Genomic DNA, 17,099 nt, shown 5'->3' with positions numbered 1-17,099 from the left:
CGCGTGCACCGGCATCCCGCCGGACATGGAGGACACCGTGACGAGAGTCCACACCCCTGCGCCCCAGCGCCCCGATAGCCGAGGATCTCCACCGTCCCCCGCGGCGGGCAAGCGGTGGACGGCGTGGCGAGCCCGGCTCGACGTCAAGTACTCACCCTACCTCTATATCGCCCCGTTCTTCCTGCTGTTCGCGGCATTCGGGTTGTTCCCCCTCGCCTACACGTTCTTCGTGTCACTGCATGACTGGCACATGGTGGGTGACCGCGAGTACACGGGGTTCGACAACTACGCCGAGCTACTCGGTGACGACCGGTTCTGGAACGCCACGTACAACACCCTCGGGATCTTCATCATTGCCACGATCCCCCAGCTGCTCGCAGCACTGGCCATCGCGCACGTACTCAACCGGAAGCTCCGGGCACTGACGTTCTTCCGGATGGCGATCGTGGTCCCGAGCATCACCTCGGTGGCTGCCATCGCGATCGTCTTCAACCAGCTCTATGCCCGCGATTTCGGCATGGTGAACTACCTGATCGGCCTGATCGGTTTCGAAGGCATCAACTGGCAAGCGCATCGCTGGTCGTCCTGGTTCGCCATTGCCACCATCGTCGACTGGCGTTGGATCGGCTACAACGCGGTGATCTACCTCGCCGCGATGCAGGCGATCCCCCGGCAGCTGTACGAGGCAGCCGCTATCGACGGCGCATCGCAATGGCGCCAGTTCTGGCACATCACGGTTCCCATGCTGCGCCCCACCATCATCTTCACCGTGATCATCTCGACCATCTTCGGCCTACAACTGTTCACCGAACCACTGCTGTTCGGCAGCGGCGCCGAGATCACCGGTGGTTCGCTGCGGCAGTTCCAGACGGTCACGATGTACATGTTCGAGAACGCGTTCGGGCTGTTCGACTACGGCTACGCCAGCACCGTGGCATGGATGCTCTTCCTGCTGATCCTCATCGGATCGTTGATCAACTTTTTCGTCGTGCGCCGGATCAGCTCGGCCGAGTAGGGACAGGTGAGGTTATGCGCACGGTAGAGACAGAATCCTCTCGGCAGTCCAGTGCAGCGCCGCGCAAACGCACCGGCGGACGACGCATTTCGCCTTACGGGGAGCAGGGACGCGGCGGACCGCTAGCGTACCTGACGCTGATCATGGTCGTCGCGATGTCGCTGTTCCCCATCTACTGGATGTTCGTGGTGGCGACCAGGACCAACGAGGTCGTCGGGCAGACCCCACCGCCGCTGCTGCCGGGCGGCCACCTGCTCGACAACCTGGGGAGGTTGCTCGCCAACGACAACGCCAACATCGCGCTCGGGTTGATGAACTCCATCATCGCGTCCGGCACGGTCACCATCTCGGTGGTCTTCTTCTCCACACTGGCGGGATTCGCGTTCGCCAAACTGCGATTCAAGGGACGCAACGTCCTGCTGCTCGTCATCATCGCGACGATGATGGTGCCAATCCAGCTGGGCATCATCCCGCTGTACATGCTCATGAACAGGTTGGGGTGGGTAGGCGAGCTTCAGGCGGTGATCGTGCCGTTCCTGGTGACCGCGTTCGGCGTGTTCCTCATGCGACAGTACGCGGCGCAGGCCGTGTCCGACGAGCTGATCGAGGCCGCGCGTGTGGACGGATGTTCTACATTCCGCATCTACTGGAACGTGGTGCTTCCCACCCTGCGTCCCGCGGCCGCAGTACTCGGGCTCCTGACCTTCATCCAGCACTGGAGCGAGTTTATCTGGCCACTGGCCATTCTCGACTCCGACAACCCCACCGTGCAGGTGTCTTTGAACATGCTGGCTACCGGCTACTACTCCGATTACTCCCAGGTGTTCACCGGAGCCGCGCTGGCAACACTGCCTCTGCTGGTCATCTTTTTCCTCTTCGGACGACAGATTGTCGGCGGAATCATGGAAGGAGCCGTCAAAGCGTGACAGGATCGGACGAATTCCACAACCTGGAGGTCCCGAGGCTTTCGAGCACGGAAGCCCGGCCGTCCGGAGGAACCAAGCCAACATTCCCCAGCGATTTCCTCTGGGGTGCAGCGACATCCGCTTACCAGATCGAAGGCGCCGCCGGCGAAGGTGGCAGATCTAGATCCATATGGGACGTGTTCAGCCGGATACCTGGTAACGTACTCGACGGGACGAACGGAGATGTTGCCACCGATCATTACCGCCGATTCCGCGACGACGTGGCGCTGATGGCGAGGATGGGGCTCGGCGCCTACCGCTTCTCCGTTTCCTGGCCACGGGTGCAACCCGAAGGCCGTGGTCACGCCAACCCGGAGGGGCTCGACTTCTACCGCAGGCTGGTCGACACGCTGCTGGACCACGGCATCGAACCGTGGCCGACGCTGTATCACTGGGACCTGCCGCAGCAGCTGGAAGCAGCGGGCGGCTGGCCGGAAAGGGATACCGCGAAGCGCTTCGCCGACTACGTCATGCTGGTCCACGAGGCCATCGGCGATCGGGTTCGCTCGTGGACCACCGTCAACGAGCCGTGGTGTTCCGCTTTCCTCGGCTACGCCTCCGGCGATCACGCACCCGGCCGCACCGAGCCCGCCGCGTCGGTGCGCGCCGCCCACCATCTGCTGCTGGGACACGGCCTCGCGGTGCGCCGGCTCCGTGACGCGGGTGCCGGCAGGGTTGGCATCATCCTCAACCTCTACCCTGTCAGCGCGGCGAGCACATCGGCAGCCGACACGGACGCGGCACGGCGCGTCGACGGTCTGCACAACCGCCTGTTCCTCGACCCGGTACTGCGTGGGCGTTACCCGCCGGATGTGGTGACCGACCTGGCACCGGTGAGCACCTTCGACCACGTGCGTGGCGAAGATCTGCCGGTCATCGCCACACCACAGGACATGCTCGGCATCAATTACTACACCCGGCACACGGTGGCGGCTCCCAACGGGGAAGGTTCCGCGAGACACGGCACGCGCGAGGATCGTCCACCGCCGTACCCAGGCAGTGAAGGCGTGCGGCTGGTCCGAGGTAGCGGGTCGTGCACCGCGATGGGCTGGGAGATCGACGCATCGGGACTGGTCGACGTGCTGCGCCGGTTGCACAGCGATTACCCGCCGGTGCCGCTGTACGTCACGGAGAACGGCGCGGCCTTCCACGACACCGAGCCGCACAACGGACTAGTGCGCGACCCGGAACGCATCGACTACCTCGATGCTCACCTGCGCGCATGCCACGCGGCGATCACCGAAGGAGTGCGATTGCGCGGCTACTTCGTCTGGTCGTTGCTCGACAACTTCGAGTGGTCGTGGGGTTACACCCGCCGGTTCGGGATGGTGTACGTGGACTACCCGACGCAACGACGGATCCCTAAGCAAAGTGCCCACTGGTACGCGGGTGTGATCCGCCACAACGGTTTACCGGCAACCGAGGCTCACTGACACCTCCGCGGCAACGACGGCGCGACAATGGGTGGGTACCGGGTAATGAAAGGGCAGGGGATGACGACCGACAAGGCGCAACCAAGAACGCGACCCACACTGGAGATGGTAGCCGCCCGTGCCGGTGTCGGCAGGGGAACCGTCTCCCGTGTCATCAACGGCTCACCGCAGGTGAGCGAGTGGGCAAGGGACGCGGTGATGCGCGCGGCCGAGGAGCTTGGCTACGAGCCGAACCGGGCAGCGCGCTCCCTGGTCACCCAACGAACGGACTCCATCGCGCTTGTCGTGTCCGAGCCCGAGGACCGGGTGTTCGCCGAGCCCTACTTCGCCGGGGTCGTTCGCGGCATCAGCAGCGAGCTCACCGAGACCGGTATGCAGCTGTGGCTGGCGATGGCGACCTCGGCCGAGGAACGTAGCGGGATCGAACGTCAGCTCACGCCGGTGCGCGTGGACGGCGTGATCCTGCTGTCGCTGCACGGCGACGACACCCTGCCCGAGACCCTGGAACGCAGGGGCGTTCCCACCGTCCTCGGTGGTCGCCTCATCGGTTCGGCGGATCACCATTACGTCGATGTCGACAACGTGGCGGGTGCCCGGCTCGCTGTGGACCACCTGCTGGCCCGCGGTAGGCAGCGCATCGCGACGATCACCGGTCCCCCCGACATGGAAGCAGGCGTCGCCCGGTTGACCGGTTACCGCGAAGCCCTGACGGCCAGCGGCGTCGGGGTGTCCGATGAGCTGATCGCCGCCGGCGACTTCAGCGAACGCAGCGGCACCGCCGGCATGCGTGAGCTGCTCGACCGCCGGCCTGACCTGGACGCCGTGTTCGCCGCGTCCGATCCCATGGCCATCGGCGCGCTGCGAGTGCTCAAGGACAGCCGCCACCGCGTGCCCGACGACGTCGCGCTGGTCGGGTTCGACGGCTCGCCAATGGCAGCGCACACCGATCCGCCACTGACCACGGTACGCCAGCCGGTCGAGGAGATGGGCCGCAACATGGCCAGGCTGCTGCTGGCCGAGATTCGCGGCGAGGATCCGGTGCCGTCGAGCATCGTTCTCGCCCCCGAACTCATCGCGGGCCGCTCCAGCTGAATACACCGGCTCCCCTCGCGCGAAAGGAACAGTCGATTCGATGTCCGCCACCCGGTTCGATCACGCTTCGCTTACCTACCCCGGGGCGGAAGCCCCCGCTGTCAACGCGCTCGACCTGGAGATCTCCGACGGCGAGTTCCTCGTCCTCGTCGGCCCTTCCGGATGCGGGAAGTCCACCAGCCTGCGCATGCTCGCCGGGCTCGAGCAGGTGGACACCGGAGCCATCTGGATCGGCGACGACAATGTCACGCACCTCCCGCCGAAGGCACGGGACATCGCGATGGTGTTCCAGAACTACGCCCTCTACCCGCACATGTCGGTGGCCCAGAACATGGGGTTCGCGTTGCGGATCGCAGGCGTCGCCAAGCAGGAGATCGAGCGCCGGGTCCTGCAGGCAGCGCGCTTGCTCGATCTGGACGAGTACCTGGAACGCAAACCGCGCGCCCTTTCCGGCGGCCAGCGCCAGCGCGTCGCGATGGGACGCGCGATCGTGCGCGAACCCCGCGTGTTCCTGATGGACGAACCGCTGTCCAATCTCGATGCCAAGCTTCGGGTTCAGACCCGGTCCCAGATGGCGGCGTTGCAGAAGCGGCTCGGGACCACGACGGTATACGTCACCCATGACCAGGTCGAGGCCATGACCATGGGGGAAAGGGTGGCGGTGATGTTGGACGGCGAACTGCAGCAGGTCGGTACGCCGAGGCAGCTCTACGACGAGCCCGTCAACGCGTTCGTCGCAGGCTTCATCGGCTCGCCTGCTATGAACATCACCACCGTGCCGCTCACGGAGCAGGGCGGCGTTTTCGGGCCGGTGACGATACCGCTCACCCGGTCACAGGTGGTCAGGGCCGGCCGCGGCGATCCGCCACAGAGTACGGTCCGGATCGGATTCCGCCCCGAGGATTGCGAGCTGGTCGGCGACGGCCAGGACGGTATCCCGGTCCGGGTGACCCTTGTGGAGGAGCTGGGCTCCGATGCCTACGTGCACGGTCACCCTGAGTACACCGAAGGAGAGGAAAGTATCGTGGTTCGCACCAGCGGTCGTACACCACCGAGCGTGGGCGGGACCGTGCGTATCCGGCCACGGCCGGACCATTGTCACGCTTTCCACGCGGTGACCGGTGCCCGGCTCGGCTAGGACCAGTCGTAGAAACCCTGCCCCGCCTTGCGGCCGAGCTCGCCCCTTGCGACCTTGTCGCGCAGCAGGCGGGGCGGGGTGAACCGCTCACCGAGCTTGTCTGCGAGGTACTCGGCCACGGCGAGCCGCACGTCGAGGCCAACCAGGTCGGTGGACCGCAGCGGCCCCATCGGGTGCCGGTAACCGCGTTCCATCGCGGTGTCGATGTCGGCCGCCTCGGCGACACCTTCCTCGAGCATCCGGATCGCCTCCAGCCCAAGCGCCACGCCAAGCCTGCTGGTGGCGAACCCCGGCGAATCGTGGACGGTCACATCGGTCTTGCCGAGCGCGCGCACCCACTCGCGGGCCCTATCGGTGACCGAGCTCGTGGTATCCGGCGCGATCACCAGTTCGACCAGTTCCGAAACCGGTACCGGATTGAAGAAGTGCATGCCGAGCAGCCTGCTTGGATCACGTAGCGCGCTGCCGAGTTCGGTGATGGACAGCGAGCTGGTGTTGCTCGCCAGCACCGCGTCCTCGCCTACGGCCTGCTCGGCTGAGGAGAGCACGCGGAGTTTGAGCTCCACCTGTTCCGGCACGGCTTCGACAACGAGCTCGGCCGAGGCGGGCAACCCGGCGCTGTCGGTGACCACGGCGACGCGTTCCAGCACCTCGCCAGGGGCGCCGTCCAGGCTGCCGCGTTCGGCGGCTCGCTCCAGCCCGGTGGCCACCCGTTCGCGGGCGGCGCCACCCGCCTCTTCCCCGCTCTCCACGATCGTGACCTGCGAGCCGAGCGCGGCGAATACCTGGGCGATGCCCGCGCCCATACGCCCGCCACCGATCACCCCGACGGCGGTGGGTACCTGCGCCATGCTTCCCTCCTGTTCCTGCGCGCCCGTAACGCTCCGTTCCGGAGACTACCTCCGGTCTCAGGATTTCGGTGTGGCCCGCAGCGACCGTCCGACAACTACCGGATGCCCGCTGCGACACCGGCATTATCCTGACCGTCCGTTCAGTCAGTTCGCGAGGGGTCTCGCGAGACGCGTGTACGGCCAGGGCGCGTTCCCGTTTCTCCAAGACACGCAACGGTCCGGCGAGCAGGCTGGTCACTATGCCAACTGTCGACAGCATCCAGCCACGCCTCGTCGTCAACGACGCCGATGGCGCGATCAGCTTCTACTCATCGGCACTCGGGGCCAGGGAGCTGGCACGGTTCACCGACGACGAAGGGCGGATCGTACACGCCGAGCTCGACATCGACGGCATGGTCATCACGCTCAAGGACGCCGCGGACGGCGATCCCGCCCCGCCGCAGCTGGGCGGTACACCTGTCATCTTCACGCTGCGCGTCGATGACCCCGACACGCTCGCCGAGCGCATGGTCCGGGCGGGCGCGTCCGTCATCTACCCCGTTGCGGACCGGCCCTACGGCAACCGGGACGGGCGCCTTGCCGATCCATACGGCCACGTCTGGATGGTCTCCCGGCAGGTGGAAGCGCTGGACGCCAGCGAGGTGCAGCAGCGCGTCGACGAGATGCACCAGCATTAGGCGCCGGAGCGCCTCGCACCCGGTGGGGCGGTGAGCATGACGGTCAGCGCGGGTTGCCGCGCGGAGTGAGGCGGACGTTGGGCAGCGGGGGTGCGGGCAGTCGCGACAGCGCGCCCTCGTATCCCGCCACATGGCCGAACCGGTCGGATTCCTCCTGCCATTCCTGCCGGAACTGGGCGATCTCGTCGTGGCTCCGGCCGACGAAGTTCCACCACATGACGATGTCCTCACCGAACGGCTCGCCACCGAGCAGCAACAGCCGCGCCTGCTCTGCGCTCCGGTTCTTCAACGTCACGGTAGCGATCCCGGTGCCGAGGTAGCCGAGGTCGCCACGCTCGATCTCGGTGCCTTCCACGGTGACCGCACCCGAGTCCACGAGCACGCCGTGCTCGAATCCGGGGTCCACAGTCAACACCATGACGCCCATCGGATCCAGCGTGATCTCGGCCCCCAGCAGCGGCGTGAACGTCGGTACCGGTGACGTCACCCCGGCGAGGCTGCCGAGAAAGACTCGCGCTTGCGCACCGTCCAGCTCGATCAGTTCCGGCACGTGATGCTGGAAGCCGCGCGGCGCATCCCGGTGCTCACCAGGAAGCGCCACCCACAGCTGCACGCCGTGCAGCACCGGGAGCGCCCGCGTGGACACTTCGGAGTGGCAGATCCCGTGGCCACCCGTCATCAGGTTCAGCTCGCCGGGACGTACCGCCGCGTAGGTGCCAAGGCTGTCCCGGTGCTCGATCTCGCCGGAGAACAACCAGCTCACGGTTTGCAGTCCGGTATGCGGGTGGGGTGGAACGTCCACACCGTCCGACATCTCGACATCGACCGGACCGAAATGGTCGATGAAGCACCACGCGCCGATCAGCGATCGCGCCCGCTGCGGCAGAGTTCGGCGCACCGTGATCGCTCGCGGACCACCGAGGGGAACATCGCGCGCCCGCACGATCTCCACCCGAGCATCGCTCGCGCCGGTACTGCACGTCAGCTCGGCCGGGCTCGTCTCGATATTGCTCATCCGATCAGCCGCCCTCCCGGCGCCGCACGCTCGCTCTCGCATCGATCGTAAGCGCTGAACGAGCTGGTGACGAGCGGGACCACCGGCGCTGGACGCTGCGACCGGTCGTGACCCGGCGCACCTCGGGTTGAACGTGACATAACGTCCTGCCCTAGCGTCGATCGCACCGGTGACACGTCACCCGGCGAACCAGTCCCTGGCCTCGCGGAGGGCGTCCATGGTGAGCTCGTGACCGCCCGGGTGCCGGTGGGTGCGCACCTCCGCCGAGCGGTCGCGTAGCAGCCCGACCAGACGGTCGGCCGAGTCGATCGGTGCCATCGGATCACGCTCGCCGTTGGCGAGAAACACCCGGGTTCCGGCCAGGTCGTGCTCGGGGGGTTCGGGATGCGGCAGCATCCCGGCGAACGCCGCCACCTCTTGCAGCGCGTCCGGCCGGAACATCGCAACGGCCGTGGCGATATTCGCCCCGTTGGAGAAGCCGACCGCCACGAACCGGCGGTCGGCGATGGGGTACTCCCGCCGCGCGGCCACGAGGAAGTCCGCGAGCTGGTGGGTACGCCGGAGAACGTCCTCGTGGTCGAAGATGCCCTCGGCGTGCCGCCGGAACCAGCGCGTCATGCCCCCTTCGGAGACCGGACCGACCGGGGCGAGCACCGCGGCTGACGGGGCGAGTTCGCTGGCCACGCCGAGCAGGTCGTCCGGTCCGCCCCCGGTGCCGTGCAGCAGCACCAGCACCGGCGCGTCGTCGTCGCCGTCGACGAATCGGTGCTCCAGCGACAGCTCGTCGGAGATGGCGCTCACTCGCTCGCTCCTTCCCGCTCTGCCACGTTGGCGGCCACGTCAGGGTTGTTCTCGTCAGGCAGGTGCAGTCTGGGCAGTACCGCCTCGATCTGCTCGCGTTGCGGCTCCAGCCACGGCGGTAGTTTCAGCTCCTTACCCAGTTCGAGCAACGGTTCGTCCGTCGTGAAACCACCGTCCTCTGTGGCGATTTCGAGTAGCGTTCCCGCAGGCTCGCGGAAGTAGATCGAGCGGAAGTACTGGCGATCGAGGATCGAGGTGACCTCCACTCCTTTGCCGACAAGCTCCTCGCGCCACGCTCGCTGCGTGGCGCCGTCGGGCACCCGCCAGGCGACGTGGTGCACCGTTCCGCCCGCGACGAGTCCTTGCGGCGAACCCGGGTTCACCTCGACATCCACAATGGTGCCGGGGCCGCCGTCACCGGCCTCGAAGCGCAGCCGATTCTCGCGCCTACCGGTGAATCGCAACCCGAGCCCATCGGTGAACATTCCGGCGGTGGCGTCCTCGCTGTGCACCGACAGGGTCACCGAGTACAGCCCCCTGATCGCGTGCTCGGCCGGAACCTGCGGGGTGTCCCACGGGTCGCGCGGGTCCCCTTGCGGGTGCGCCACCAGGGAGATGGCCAGGCCGTCTGGGTCTCGGAAGCTCAACGCCTCCTCGCCGTCCGAGGTACGCACACCGCTCGTCTCGACTCCCGCTTCCTCCAGGTGCTGCTTCCACCAGCCGATGGAGCCCTCCGGCACCGAGAACGCCGTGGTGGTCGCCTGGCCTGCGCCCCGGCGGCCACCGGGCACACCCCGCCACGGGAAGAAGGTCAGCAAGCTGCCCGGTCGACCGCACTCGTCACCGTAGTAGAGGTGGTAGGTCCCGGGGTCGTCGAAGTTGACCGTGGTCTTGACCAGTCGCAAGCCGAGCGTGCGTAGGTAGAAGTCCACGTTGCGTTGCGGGTCCCCACCGATCGCTGTCACGTGATGCAGCCCGCTGGTTGCCACCGGCATGGTCACACACCTCGATTCCTGGCTGGGTGGCGCTATCACCCGCAGTATAGTTGAAGCATCAACTTTTTCGCCATGCGAGGTGCGCTCAGGTGTGACGGGGTCGATAATGGCCCGGCACACGCCATGAGCCGATCCGCAGGCAAGGAGGCGCCATGTCCGATCACACCTACCGCGTCACCGAGATCGTCGGGAGCTCCAGCGAGGGGATCGACGACGCCATCCGCGGCGGCATCGCCCGCGCGGCGCAAACCCTGCGCGGGCTCGACTGGTTCGAGGTCACCGAGATCCGCGGCCACATCGCCGAGGGCGAGATCGCCCACTACCAGGTCGGAATGAAGATCGGTTTCCGCCTGGAGGACTGACCGGGGTGCGATAGAAGGCGGTGAAGGGCTGTTCGCAGGCTTGGTCGTCGCGGCGGCCCGCGCCCCTGCCGTCGACCGGTAGTGATGGCCCGGTCGGATAGACCTTACAGGCGGCCCCTGCCCGGTAACCCACGAATCTTGTAAGCGAGGCCCCGGCCCGCAACCCCTCCACCCGCAGCCACGTTCCGGCCGGCCCCTACGCCAAGGCGCCCGCCGCGCAGCAATGTCAAGGTTGGCCGGAAGCCACCCGGATGGCGACCTTGACACTGCCGCACGAGCGGGCACCACCATCACCAGGCCAACAGCCGGACGCGCCACAGGCAAGGCGGTTCCCCCATACCGTCTAGCGTGGGCCAACTCGGGGTAGGAACGGAGTTCGGAGGGAATCTGTTGAACGTTACTGTCGCGGTCGCTGTGATAACGTCGCTGTCCACGCTCTCCGGAGCGGCGTTGACCAGCTTCGCTGCCGTGCGCCAAACCAGCCGACGGATGCAGCACGAGCTCGCTATCACGCGCGAGGACCGTGCCGATTCCCAGCGTGAACGACGCAGACAACAACGCCGGGACAGCTACGAGAAGTTCTTGTCGCGAGCGGATGCGGCATACCGGGTACTGGACGAACGTTGGCGAACGTCGATCACGCACCACGGTTCGAGCGACGAAGCCGGATTCATAGCCAGGCGAGGCATGGATGAGGCCGTTATCCGGGTCCAATTGGAAGGACCACGCTCAGTCGCGGACAAGGCCGCGGCCGTCGTCCAGGCGATCAGCGCCGAGTTCCAGACCTGCGAGAACATCGCCAGCGAACACGCCAATTCCGAACAGTGCGCCGCCGAGCTCAACCCAGCAGCGCGTACTTCGGCGGTGAACGCGCGGTTCCACACCACCGCTGAGTTCCTGAACACCGCACGCCAGGCACTGGGCGCATGACTATGACCGAGCCGGAGGCCACCCTGGGTACCTCCTGGGTACCTATCGTGCACCCAAGGACCCCTTCGGCGCTCCCCGCAACCTCAGCCGGAGCGGGGCGAGGAACCACACGGCGGTGAAGAACGCCGCGACGAGCAGGGCGACCACGGTCATCGCCACCGCACCGAAGATCACCTTGACCATCAGCGCGATCGTGGCGGTGACGGCGAGCGCGATACACACCAGCCCCACGAGGACCAGGCGGTTGCCGTACCGCAGGATCTCGTAGCGGCGGCCGGAGCGGAACAACACGCGGTGCCACGCCGCAGGGGCGCTGAGCAGGGCCGTGGCCATGACGGCCAGCAGCACCGCCGCCAGGTGCAGCGCCTGCTCGAACCCGCTGGCCGCGCGGAACAGCGGGGTGAACACCACCGCGAGCAGGAAGCCGAACAGGATCTGCACCCCGGTCTGCGCCACGCGCAGCTCCCCAAGGAGCTCGTTGACGTTCCTGGCAAGCCGCTGGTGCTCGGTCTCGCCTTCATCGTGCTGGGACACGGCCTCACTCTAAGACCGTCCGAGGCATGCTGCTCAGGGCAGCGTCGGCAACGGCCACATCTCGCCGGTGGAGCTGTCGATCAGCGCGGCACGCTTCACCCGTGCGGTCAACGGCAGCACCTCGTACACCGCCAGCGCGACCGTGGCGAGGTACTCGGTCTGCGCTCTCGGGGCCAGCGCCGCGTGGGGCAGCCACCGGTCACGTTCGTAGTGCTTGTGTACCAGGGCGCCCGCCTGCCGCGTGGCCTCCACCACGGCCTGTTGCCGCCGCACCAGGTCGGCCGGTATCGAGGGAACCAGACAGGCCCTGCCGCGCCGGAAGCTCCCGAGCGCGTCGAAGGTGACCTCGAACGGGCCGTTGTCGGGCAACGTGTCGAGCGCAGCCCGTACCGCTTGCAGGTCCCACCGCAGCAGCACGACGTAGGACATGTGTGGGTAGTGCATGCCGTGGGTGTGCGAGCGCAGCGTCGGGATGCCGCGCTCCTCCAACCGATCCCACAGGCGCCGCAGGGCGCGCTCGGAAGCGCGGTCGAACAGCAGGCAGACACCGAGGGCCATGTCTGGAAACCGTAATGGCCGCGAGGCGAACGCGCGTGGGCCGCTCACGCCGCACCGGCACCGGGGAGGGAGAATGAGGCACATGGCCACACCGGCGACGACGGCACCGACGACGACTTCGCGGCTGCGTATCGGCCCTTACCCGGTCGATCCGCCGGTGGTGCTCGCGCCCATGGCAGGCATCACCAATGTCGCGTTCCGCAGGTTGTGCCGGGAGTACGGTGCCGGGCTCTACGTCTGCGAGATGATCACCAACCGGGCGTTGGTGGAGCGCCACCCGGGAACGATGCACCTGGTCACCTTCGACCCGGCGGAGCATCCCCGGTCGATGCAGCTGTACGGGGTCGACCCGGACACGATGTATCGCGCGGCGCGGATGGTGGTCGAGGAAGACCTGGCCGACCACATCGACATGAACTTCGGCTGCCCGGTTCCGAAAGTCACCCGGAAGGGCGGCGGTGCCGCGTTGCCGTTCAAGCGCAAGCTGTTCGGCGACATCGTCGCCGCAGCCGTACGCGCGGCCGAACCCGCGGGGATCCCGGTCACCGTCAAGTTCCGCATCGGCATCGACGACGAGCATCACACCTACCTCGATGCCGGCCGCATCGCCGAATCCGAGGGCGCCGCCGCCGTGGCCCTGCACGCCCGCACCGCGGCGCAGCGCTACTCCGGCCAGGCCGACTGGTCGGCGATCACGGCGCTGAAGCAGGCGGTGACCACGGTTCCGGTACTCGGCAACGGCGACATCTTCGCCGCCGACGACGCGCTGCGCATGATGGCCGAGACCGGCTGCGACGGCGTGGTGATCGGGCGCGGTTGCCTGGGGCGACCGTGGCTGTTCGGTGAGCTGGAAGCGGCATTCGCCGGCCGTCCGGTGCCGGACGGTCCCGCGCTCGGCGAGGTGGCCACTGTGTTGCGCCGCCACGCCGAGCTGCTGGTCGAGCACGACGGCGAGAGCAAGGGCATGCGTGACCTGCGCAAGCACATGGCCTGGTACTTCCGTGGCTTTCCCGTCGGTGGCGAGCTACGGCAGTCGCTGGCCAGGGTGTCCTCGCTCGCCGAGCTCGACGACCTGCTCGGCAAACTGGAGGTTGACGTGCCGTTCCCGACCGAGGCCGAAGGTCCTCGCGGGCGGCAGGGCTCCCCGGCACGGGTGGTACTGCCGCATGGCTGGCTCGACGATCCCGACGACGCGTGCGTCCCGACCGCCGCCGAGGTCATGCACTCGGGCGGGTGACATTCGCACACCACCAGCGATACGCCGCCGTCACCTCATCCCACAGCTTGCGGGGACCCAGCTGCCGGACCGTGGCATCCGCTCCTGACCTGACGTCGACTTCAACCCATGCCCAAGACCGAGTGCCGATGTCGTCAAGCTCCACGACATGGCACCCCTCGGCGTGCTTGTCGTACTCGACCATGAGGCGGCGGTCCGGAACGTGGAGCGCGATGGTGAACGCCGCACTCAGCCGTTCGCCCTGAACCGCCGTCCGCCGTTACCGCCCCACCGCAGACCCCCAAGCGCTCGCTTGGGAGAGGATGCTACCCTTCCCGTCATCGTGCGTACTGGACAGTAACCGGATCCGCCGACTCGGCGCCCCGGAGACACTGCCCAGCACGTGCAGATGAACGTGCACTCCCGGTAGTCAAGTTCACCTGACCTGCGAAAGGTTGCCCTCCGTTCGAGTGAGATTCGCCGACCAGGCGTCCCTGCGGCTCAAGAACGACCTCCTACCGGACGACAACTGTTGACGTGAGGGAGGCAGGAACCGTGCCACAGCAACTGAGCGCCCCCGGCGCCGGTGTCGACAGTGTCGGCCCCGACACCGCCACCGCGCCCCGCGAGACGCCCGCCCAGCACGGGTACCAAGCCCCGCGGGGTGCGGCGCAGCCCGGCGGCGACAGCACGTGTCCCCAGCTTCCGGCCTATCCTGTCGACCTCATCGAGCTCCACGAGTCCATCGCCACGCTGCTGGCCTCCCAGCGGAACTGGGAAGCGGCCTACGCCCACCTGCAGATCGCACTGCGGCTGGCCCGCGACCACGACTGCGCCGCGCTCCGCCTTCCGGAACAGCACCAGCGGGAAGTCGCCGAGCTCCGCCGCGCGCACGAGCAGGCCATCGACGCGAGCATGCGTGACGAGCTGACCGCCACCTACAACCGTCGCTACCTGCACAAGCAGCTCGTCTGCCTGCTCGCCGAGCAATCGGGGATCGGGTGTGGCGTGGCCATCGCGCTGGTCGATCTCGACCACTTCAAGGCCGTCAACGACACCTACGGGCACGCTCTCGGCGATACCGTGCTGCAACAGGTCGTCTCGCTGCTACAGGCCAACCTCCCGGAAGGCGCGTTCTGCGCGCGCTACGGCGGCGAGGAGTTCGTGCTCGTGCTGCCGGACGTCGGTGCGAGGCAGGCCGTCACCGTCGTCGAGCGCGCACGCGCACGCGTGGCCGGGCACTACTGGCCGTCGCTGGCCACCGGGCTGCACGTCACGATCAGCGCCGGTCTGGTTCACCACACCCCGTCCAACCGCGCGCCCGGCGCGCGGACCGAGGCCGACGCTGCCGAACGGCAGCTGCGCCGCGCCGACGACCTGCTGTACGCGGCCAAACGATACGGGCGCAACGCGGTCGCGTACCGCACCGACGGGGCCATCCGGATCGCCGGGCTCGACGACGACTGCGGCTAACGGCCGTCCCCGTTACGGCAAAACGACCACCCCGCACACCACGGTACGCGCTGGAAACACCCAATCGTGTCGCCACGATGGACTGATGACAGTACGATAACGACGCGACACGATAACGCGGTGCGACCACCGTGCCCCGGCCGGTACTGCGAAGGGAGGCTGCGTGCCAGACGAGCCCGACACGTCGGGTACTGGTCCCCGCCCCCGGAACGCGCGGCATCCGAGACAGCCTCACCGCCCCGCGCAGCAACCCGACCCCGGCGCACCACCACCCCCGCAACCACCGCGGCCGCAGCAGGGTGGCCGCCGCTCCGTCGAGAACCAGCAAGGCGTCAGCGCCACCGACCTCATTCACCGGCTCACCGGCTCGCGCCCCGACTTCCCGCCACCGGCGCCCCCGCCGCAACCACCGGCACCGCCACCGAAGCCCCAGCAGCGGCCTGCCCACCAGTGGCCACCGCAGCAGCAGCCGCCGCAGCAACCGCCGCAGCAGCCGAACCCGCCACCCCGGCAGCGTCCCGCTGCCCAGCACCCCCCGGCGTCCCCGCGCTCCGGGCACCCGCCACCGGTGAGGCGGGGTCCCGCACCTCCCGCGCAGCGGCCCCGCATGCGATACCCGGCACAGGGTGGCTCGCTGATGGGACCGCTGAGTATCACCCACGAGGACTCCCCTGCCGAGCTGTCCACATCGGCTCCGGACCCCAGCGTCACTCGCCACGTACTCGCACCTGGCGTGGTCAGTTCCCTGGTCGACACCAATCCCGGGATCACCCCGGTTGCGGCGGAGCCCGCCGACGCGGAAGTCACCGATGTGCTGCCCGCGGTGAACGGCTGGGGCGTCGCGCCGGACGGCGATGCCCGCCAGGACGAGGACTCCCCCACCGGGGACGGACACGGCGAAGCTGAGCACGTCGACGGGGACGGCTGGGACAGTGGGGACGCCGAGGCGAGTGAGGACAGGCCCGCTCGCACGCGGCTGCAGGAGAAGCGGCACCGCAGCCGCCTGCGCATGCGGACCGCGGCGCGTTCGGCTGTGTGCGCGGCCGCCGCCGTCGTACTCATCGCCACCGGCGTCGCCTTCGGGGCCAAGTACTGGTATGACGACCAGTTCACCGAGGTCGCCGCGTTGGACACCGGTTCGCAGGCGATCGTCGATGGTGCGCAGCAACAGGGGGACATGAACCTGCTGCTCGTCGGTTCGGACAGCCGGGAGCGGGTCGCGGCCGACCAGGGGGACGGCCCCGAGGAAGGCGCTGAGGGGGCGCGAGCGGACACGATCGTGCTCGCGCACCTGCCCGAGGGTTCCGACCGTCGGGTGTTCGTCTCGTTCCCGCACGATCTCGAGGTATCGCTGGACGGGTGCAGGCAATGGGATCCCGGTACCGGCCGGTATTCCGAGGAATCCGTGCAGAACGCCGAGAACGTCAGTCTCGCCGAGGCGTACGCCGCAGGCGGCCCCCGCTGCATGACCAGCGCCGTCCAGGACATATCCGGGATGCGGATCAACCACTTCCTCGGCATCGATTTCCTCGGTGTCAAGAACATGGTCGATGCCGCCGGCGGGGTACCGATCACCGTCGACGAGCCCGTCGTCGACGACGCGCTCGGTACGATCATCTCTGAACCCGGCACCCACATCGTCGACGGCGAGACCGGGCTCGACTTCGTGCGCGCCCGGCACGTGCACGGGGAAGCGACCTCCGACCACGGACGGATGCAGCGTCAGCAACAGTTCCTCTCCGCACTGCTGGACAGGAGCGTCTCCCGCGAGGTGCTGCTCGATCCGCGCGCGTTCAACCGGTTCACCACATCGTTCACCCGAACGACGTTCGCTGACAACGTCGGCATCGACGAGTTGCTCACCTTGGTCCGGTCAACGAAAAGTTCGGGCACCGAGTCACTCGATTTCGTGACCGTTCCCACCACTGGCTTCACCAACGCGCGGGGGAACGAGGTGCTGCTCGAGGCCGAAGCAGGCGAGCTTTTCCGCGCGCTCATCGAGAAGGAACCGCTGCCCGGAAAGGACACTTAAGCCACTCGGGCT

17 protein-coding genes are annotated in these 17,099 nt (G+C 67.7%); 11 read left to right on the top strand and 6 right to left on the bottom strand.

From position 1 onward, the window contains the following. The first annotated feature begins 37 nt into the window (after positions 1 to 37). The 5 genes from F8178_RS08425 to F8178_RS08405 all read left to right on the top strand — a co-directional run bounded on the left by F8178_RS08425 (position 38) and on the right by F8178_RS08405 (position 5,643). Complete coding sequence (locus F8178_RS08425) at positions 38 to 1,015, top strand: sugar ABC transporter permease (RefSeq protein ID WP_317494132.1); 978 nt, start codon at positions 38 to 40, stop codon at positions 1,013 to 1,015. Between the two features lie 155 nt (positions 1,016 to 1,170). Next, complete coding sequence (locus F8178_RS08420; protein WP_317494131.1) at positions 1,171 to 1,941, top strand: carbohydrate ABC transporter permease; 771 nt, start codon at positions 1,171 to 1,173, stop codon at positions 1,939 to 1,941. Beyond that, positions 1,938 to 3,413, top strand: a complete 1,476-nt coding sequence (locus F8178_RS08415) for a GH1 family beta-glucosidase (protein ID WP_396345142.1) — start codon at positions 1,938 to 1,940, stop codon at positions 3,411 to 3,413. Before F8178_RS08420 ends, F8178_RS08415 begins: the two co-directional genes overlap by 4 nt. Before the next feature lie 60 nt (positions 3,414 to 3,473). After that, positions 3,474 to 4,505 carry a LacI family DNA-binding transcriptional regulator gene (locus F8178_RS08410; protein ID WP_317494130.1) on the top strand — a complete coding sequence of 344 codons (1,032 nt, stop codon included), beginning with the start codon at positions 3,474 to 3,476 and terminating at the stop codon, positions 4,503 to 4,505. Between the two features lie 40 nt (positions 4,506 to 4,545). Next, positions 4,546 to 5,643: a sn-glycerol-3-phosphate ABC transporter ATP-binding protein UgpC gene (locus F8178_RS08405; RefSeq protein ID WP_317494129.1), complete on the top strand. Its 1,098-nt coding sequence runs from the start codon at positions 4,546 to 4,548 to the stop codon at positions 5,641 to 5,643. Here F8178_RS08405 and F8178_RS08400 read toward each other — a convergent pair. After that, entirely contained in the window at positions 5,640 to 6,494 is an 855-nt protein-coding gene (locus tag F8178_RS08400) for a 3-hydroxyacyl-CoA dehydrogenase family protein (RefSeq protein WP_317494128.1), read from the bottom strand. The two genes, F8178_RS08405 and F8178_RS08400, sit on opposite strands and share 4 nt — an antisense overlap. A gap of 239 nt (positions 6,495 to 6,733) precedes the next feature. Between F8178_RS08400 and F8178_RS08395 the strand changes: the two genes are divergently transcribed. Continuing rightward, positions 6,734 to 7,171 carry a VOC family protein gene (locus F8178_RS08395; protein WP_317494127.1) on the top strand — a complete coding sequence of 146 codons (438 nt, stop codon included), beginning with the start codon at positions 6,734 to 6,736 and terminating at the stop codon, positions 7,169 to 7,171. 43 nt (positions 7,172 to 7,214) lie between these two features. Here F8178_RS08395 and F8178_RS08390 read toward each other — a convergent pair whose 3' ends face one another. From F8178_RS08390 to F8178_RS08380, 3 genes are all read right to left on the bottom strand, one after another. Next, a complete protein-coding gene (locus tag F8178_RS08390) occupies positions 7,215 to 8,186 on the bottom strand; it encodes a pirin family protein (protein WP_317494126.1) in 972 nt (323 codons plus the stop codon). A gap of 177 nt (positions 8,187 to 8,363) precedes the next feature. Then, complete coding sequence (locus F8178_RS08385; protein ID WP_317494125.1) at positions 8,364 to 8,987, bottom strand: alpha/beta hydrolase; 624 nt, start codon at positions 8,985 to 8,987, stop codon at positions 8,364 to 8,366. After that, a complete protein-coding gene (locus F8178_RS08380; protein ID WP_317494124.1) occupies positions 8,984 to 9,982 on the bottom strand; it encodes a ring-cleaving dioxygenase in 999 nt (332 codons plus the stop codon). Before F8178_RS08380 ends, F8178_RS08385 begins: the two co-directional genes overlap by 4 nt. Positions 9,983 to 10,134: 152 nt before the next feature. On the opposite strand from F8178_RS08380, the gene F8178_RS08375 reads away from it, so the two are divergent. Both F8178_RS08375 and F8178_RS08370 read left to right on the top strand, forming a co-directional pair. Beyond that, complete coding sequence (locus F8178_RS08375; RefSeq protein ID WP_317494123.1) at positions 10,135 to 10,344, top strand: dodecin; 210 nt, start codon at positions 10,135 to 10,137, stop codon at positions 10,342 to 10,344. 390 nt (positions 10,345 to 10,734) lie between these two features. Continuing rightward, positions 10,735 to 11,274: a hypothetical protein gene (locus F8178_RS08370; RefSeq protein ID WP_317494122.1), complete on the top strand. Its 540-nt coding sequence runs from the start codon at positions 10,735 to 10,737 to the stop codon at positions 11,272 to 11,274. A gap of 42 nt (positions 11,275 to 11,316) precedes the next feature. Here the strand turns inward: F8178_RS08370 and F8178_RS08365 are convergent, their stop codons facing one another. Both F8178_RS08365 and F8178_RS08360 read right to left on the bottom strand, forming a co-directional pair. Then, the gene (locus tag F8178_RS08365; RefSeq protein WP_317494121.1) at positions 11,317 to 11,808 is read right to left on the bottom strand and encodes a DUF6328 family protein; all 492 of its coding nucleotides are present in this window, start codon (positions 11,806 to 11,808) and stop codon (positions 11,317 to 11,319) included. A 33-nt stretch (positions 11,809 to 11,841) separates the two neighbouring features. Continuing rightward, a complete protein-coding gene (locus tag F8178_RS08360) occupies positions 11,842 to 12,366 on the bottom strand; it encodes a 2'-5' RNA ligase family protein (RefSeq protein WP_317494120.1) in 525 nt (174 codons plus the stop codon). A 73-nt stretch (positions 12,367 to 12,439) separates the two neighbouring features. On the opposite strand from F8178_RS08360, the gene dusB reads away from it, so the two are divergent. From dusB to F8178_RS08345, 3 genes are all read left to right on the top strand, one after another. After that, a complete protein-coding gene (dusB, locus tag F8178_RS08355) occupies positions 12,440 to 13,603 on the top strand; it encodes a tRNA dihydrouridine synthase DusB (RefSeq protein WP_396345138.1) in 1,164 nt (387 codons plus the stop codon). A 534-nt stretch (positions 13,604 to 14,137) separates the two neighbouring features. Continuing rightward, the gene (locus F8178_RS08350; RefSeq protein ID WP_317494118.1) at positions 14,138 to 15,055 is read left to right on the top strand and encodes a GGDEF domain-containing protein; all 918 of its coding nucleotides are present in this window, start codon (positions 14,138 to 14,140) and stop codon (positions 15,053 to 15,055) included. Positions 15,056 to 15,692: 637 nt separating this feature from the next. After that, positions 15,693 to 17,087: an LCP family protein gene (locus F8178_RS08345; protein ID WP_317494117.1), complete on the top strand. Its 1,395-nt coding sequence runs from the start codon at positions 15,693 to 15,695 to the stop codon at positions 17,085 to 17,087. The last annotated feature ends 12 nt before the right edge of the window (positions 17,088 to 17,099 follow it).

It is taken from the genome of Haloechinothrix sp. LS1_15 (genome assembly GCF_033042135.1).
Lineage (GTDB): Bacteria > Actinomycetota > Actinomycetes > Mycobacteriales > Pseudonocardiaceae > Haloechinothrix.
This window is presented reverse-complemented; position numbering and strand designations above follow the sequence as displayed.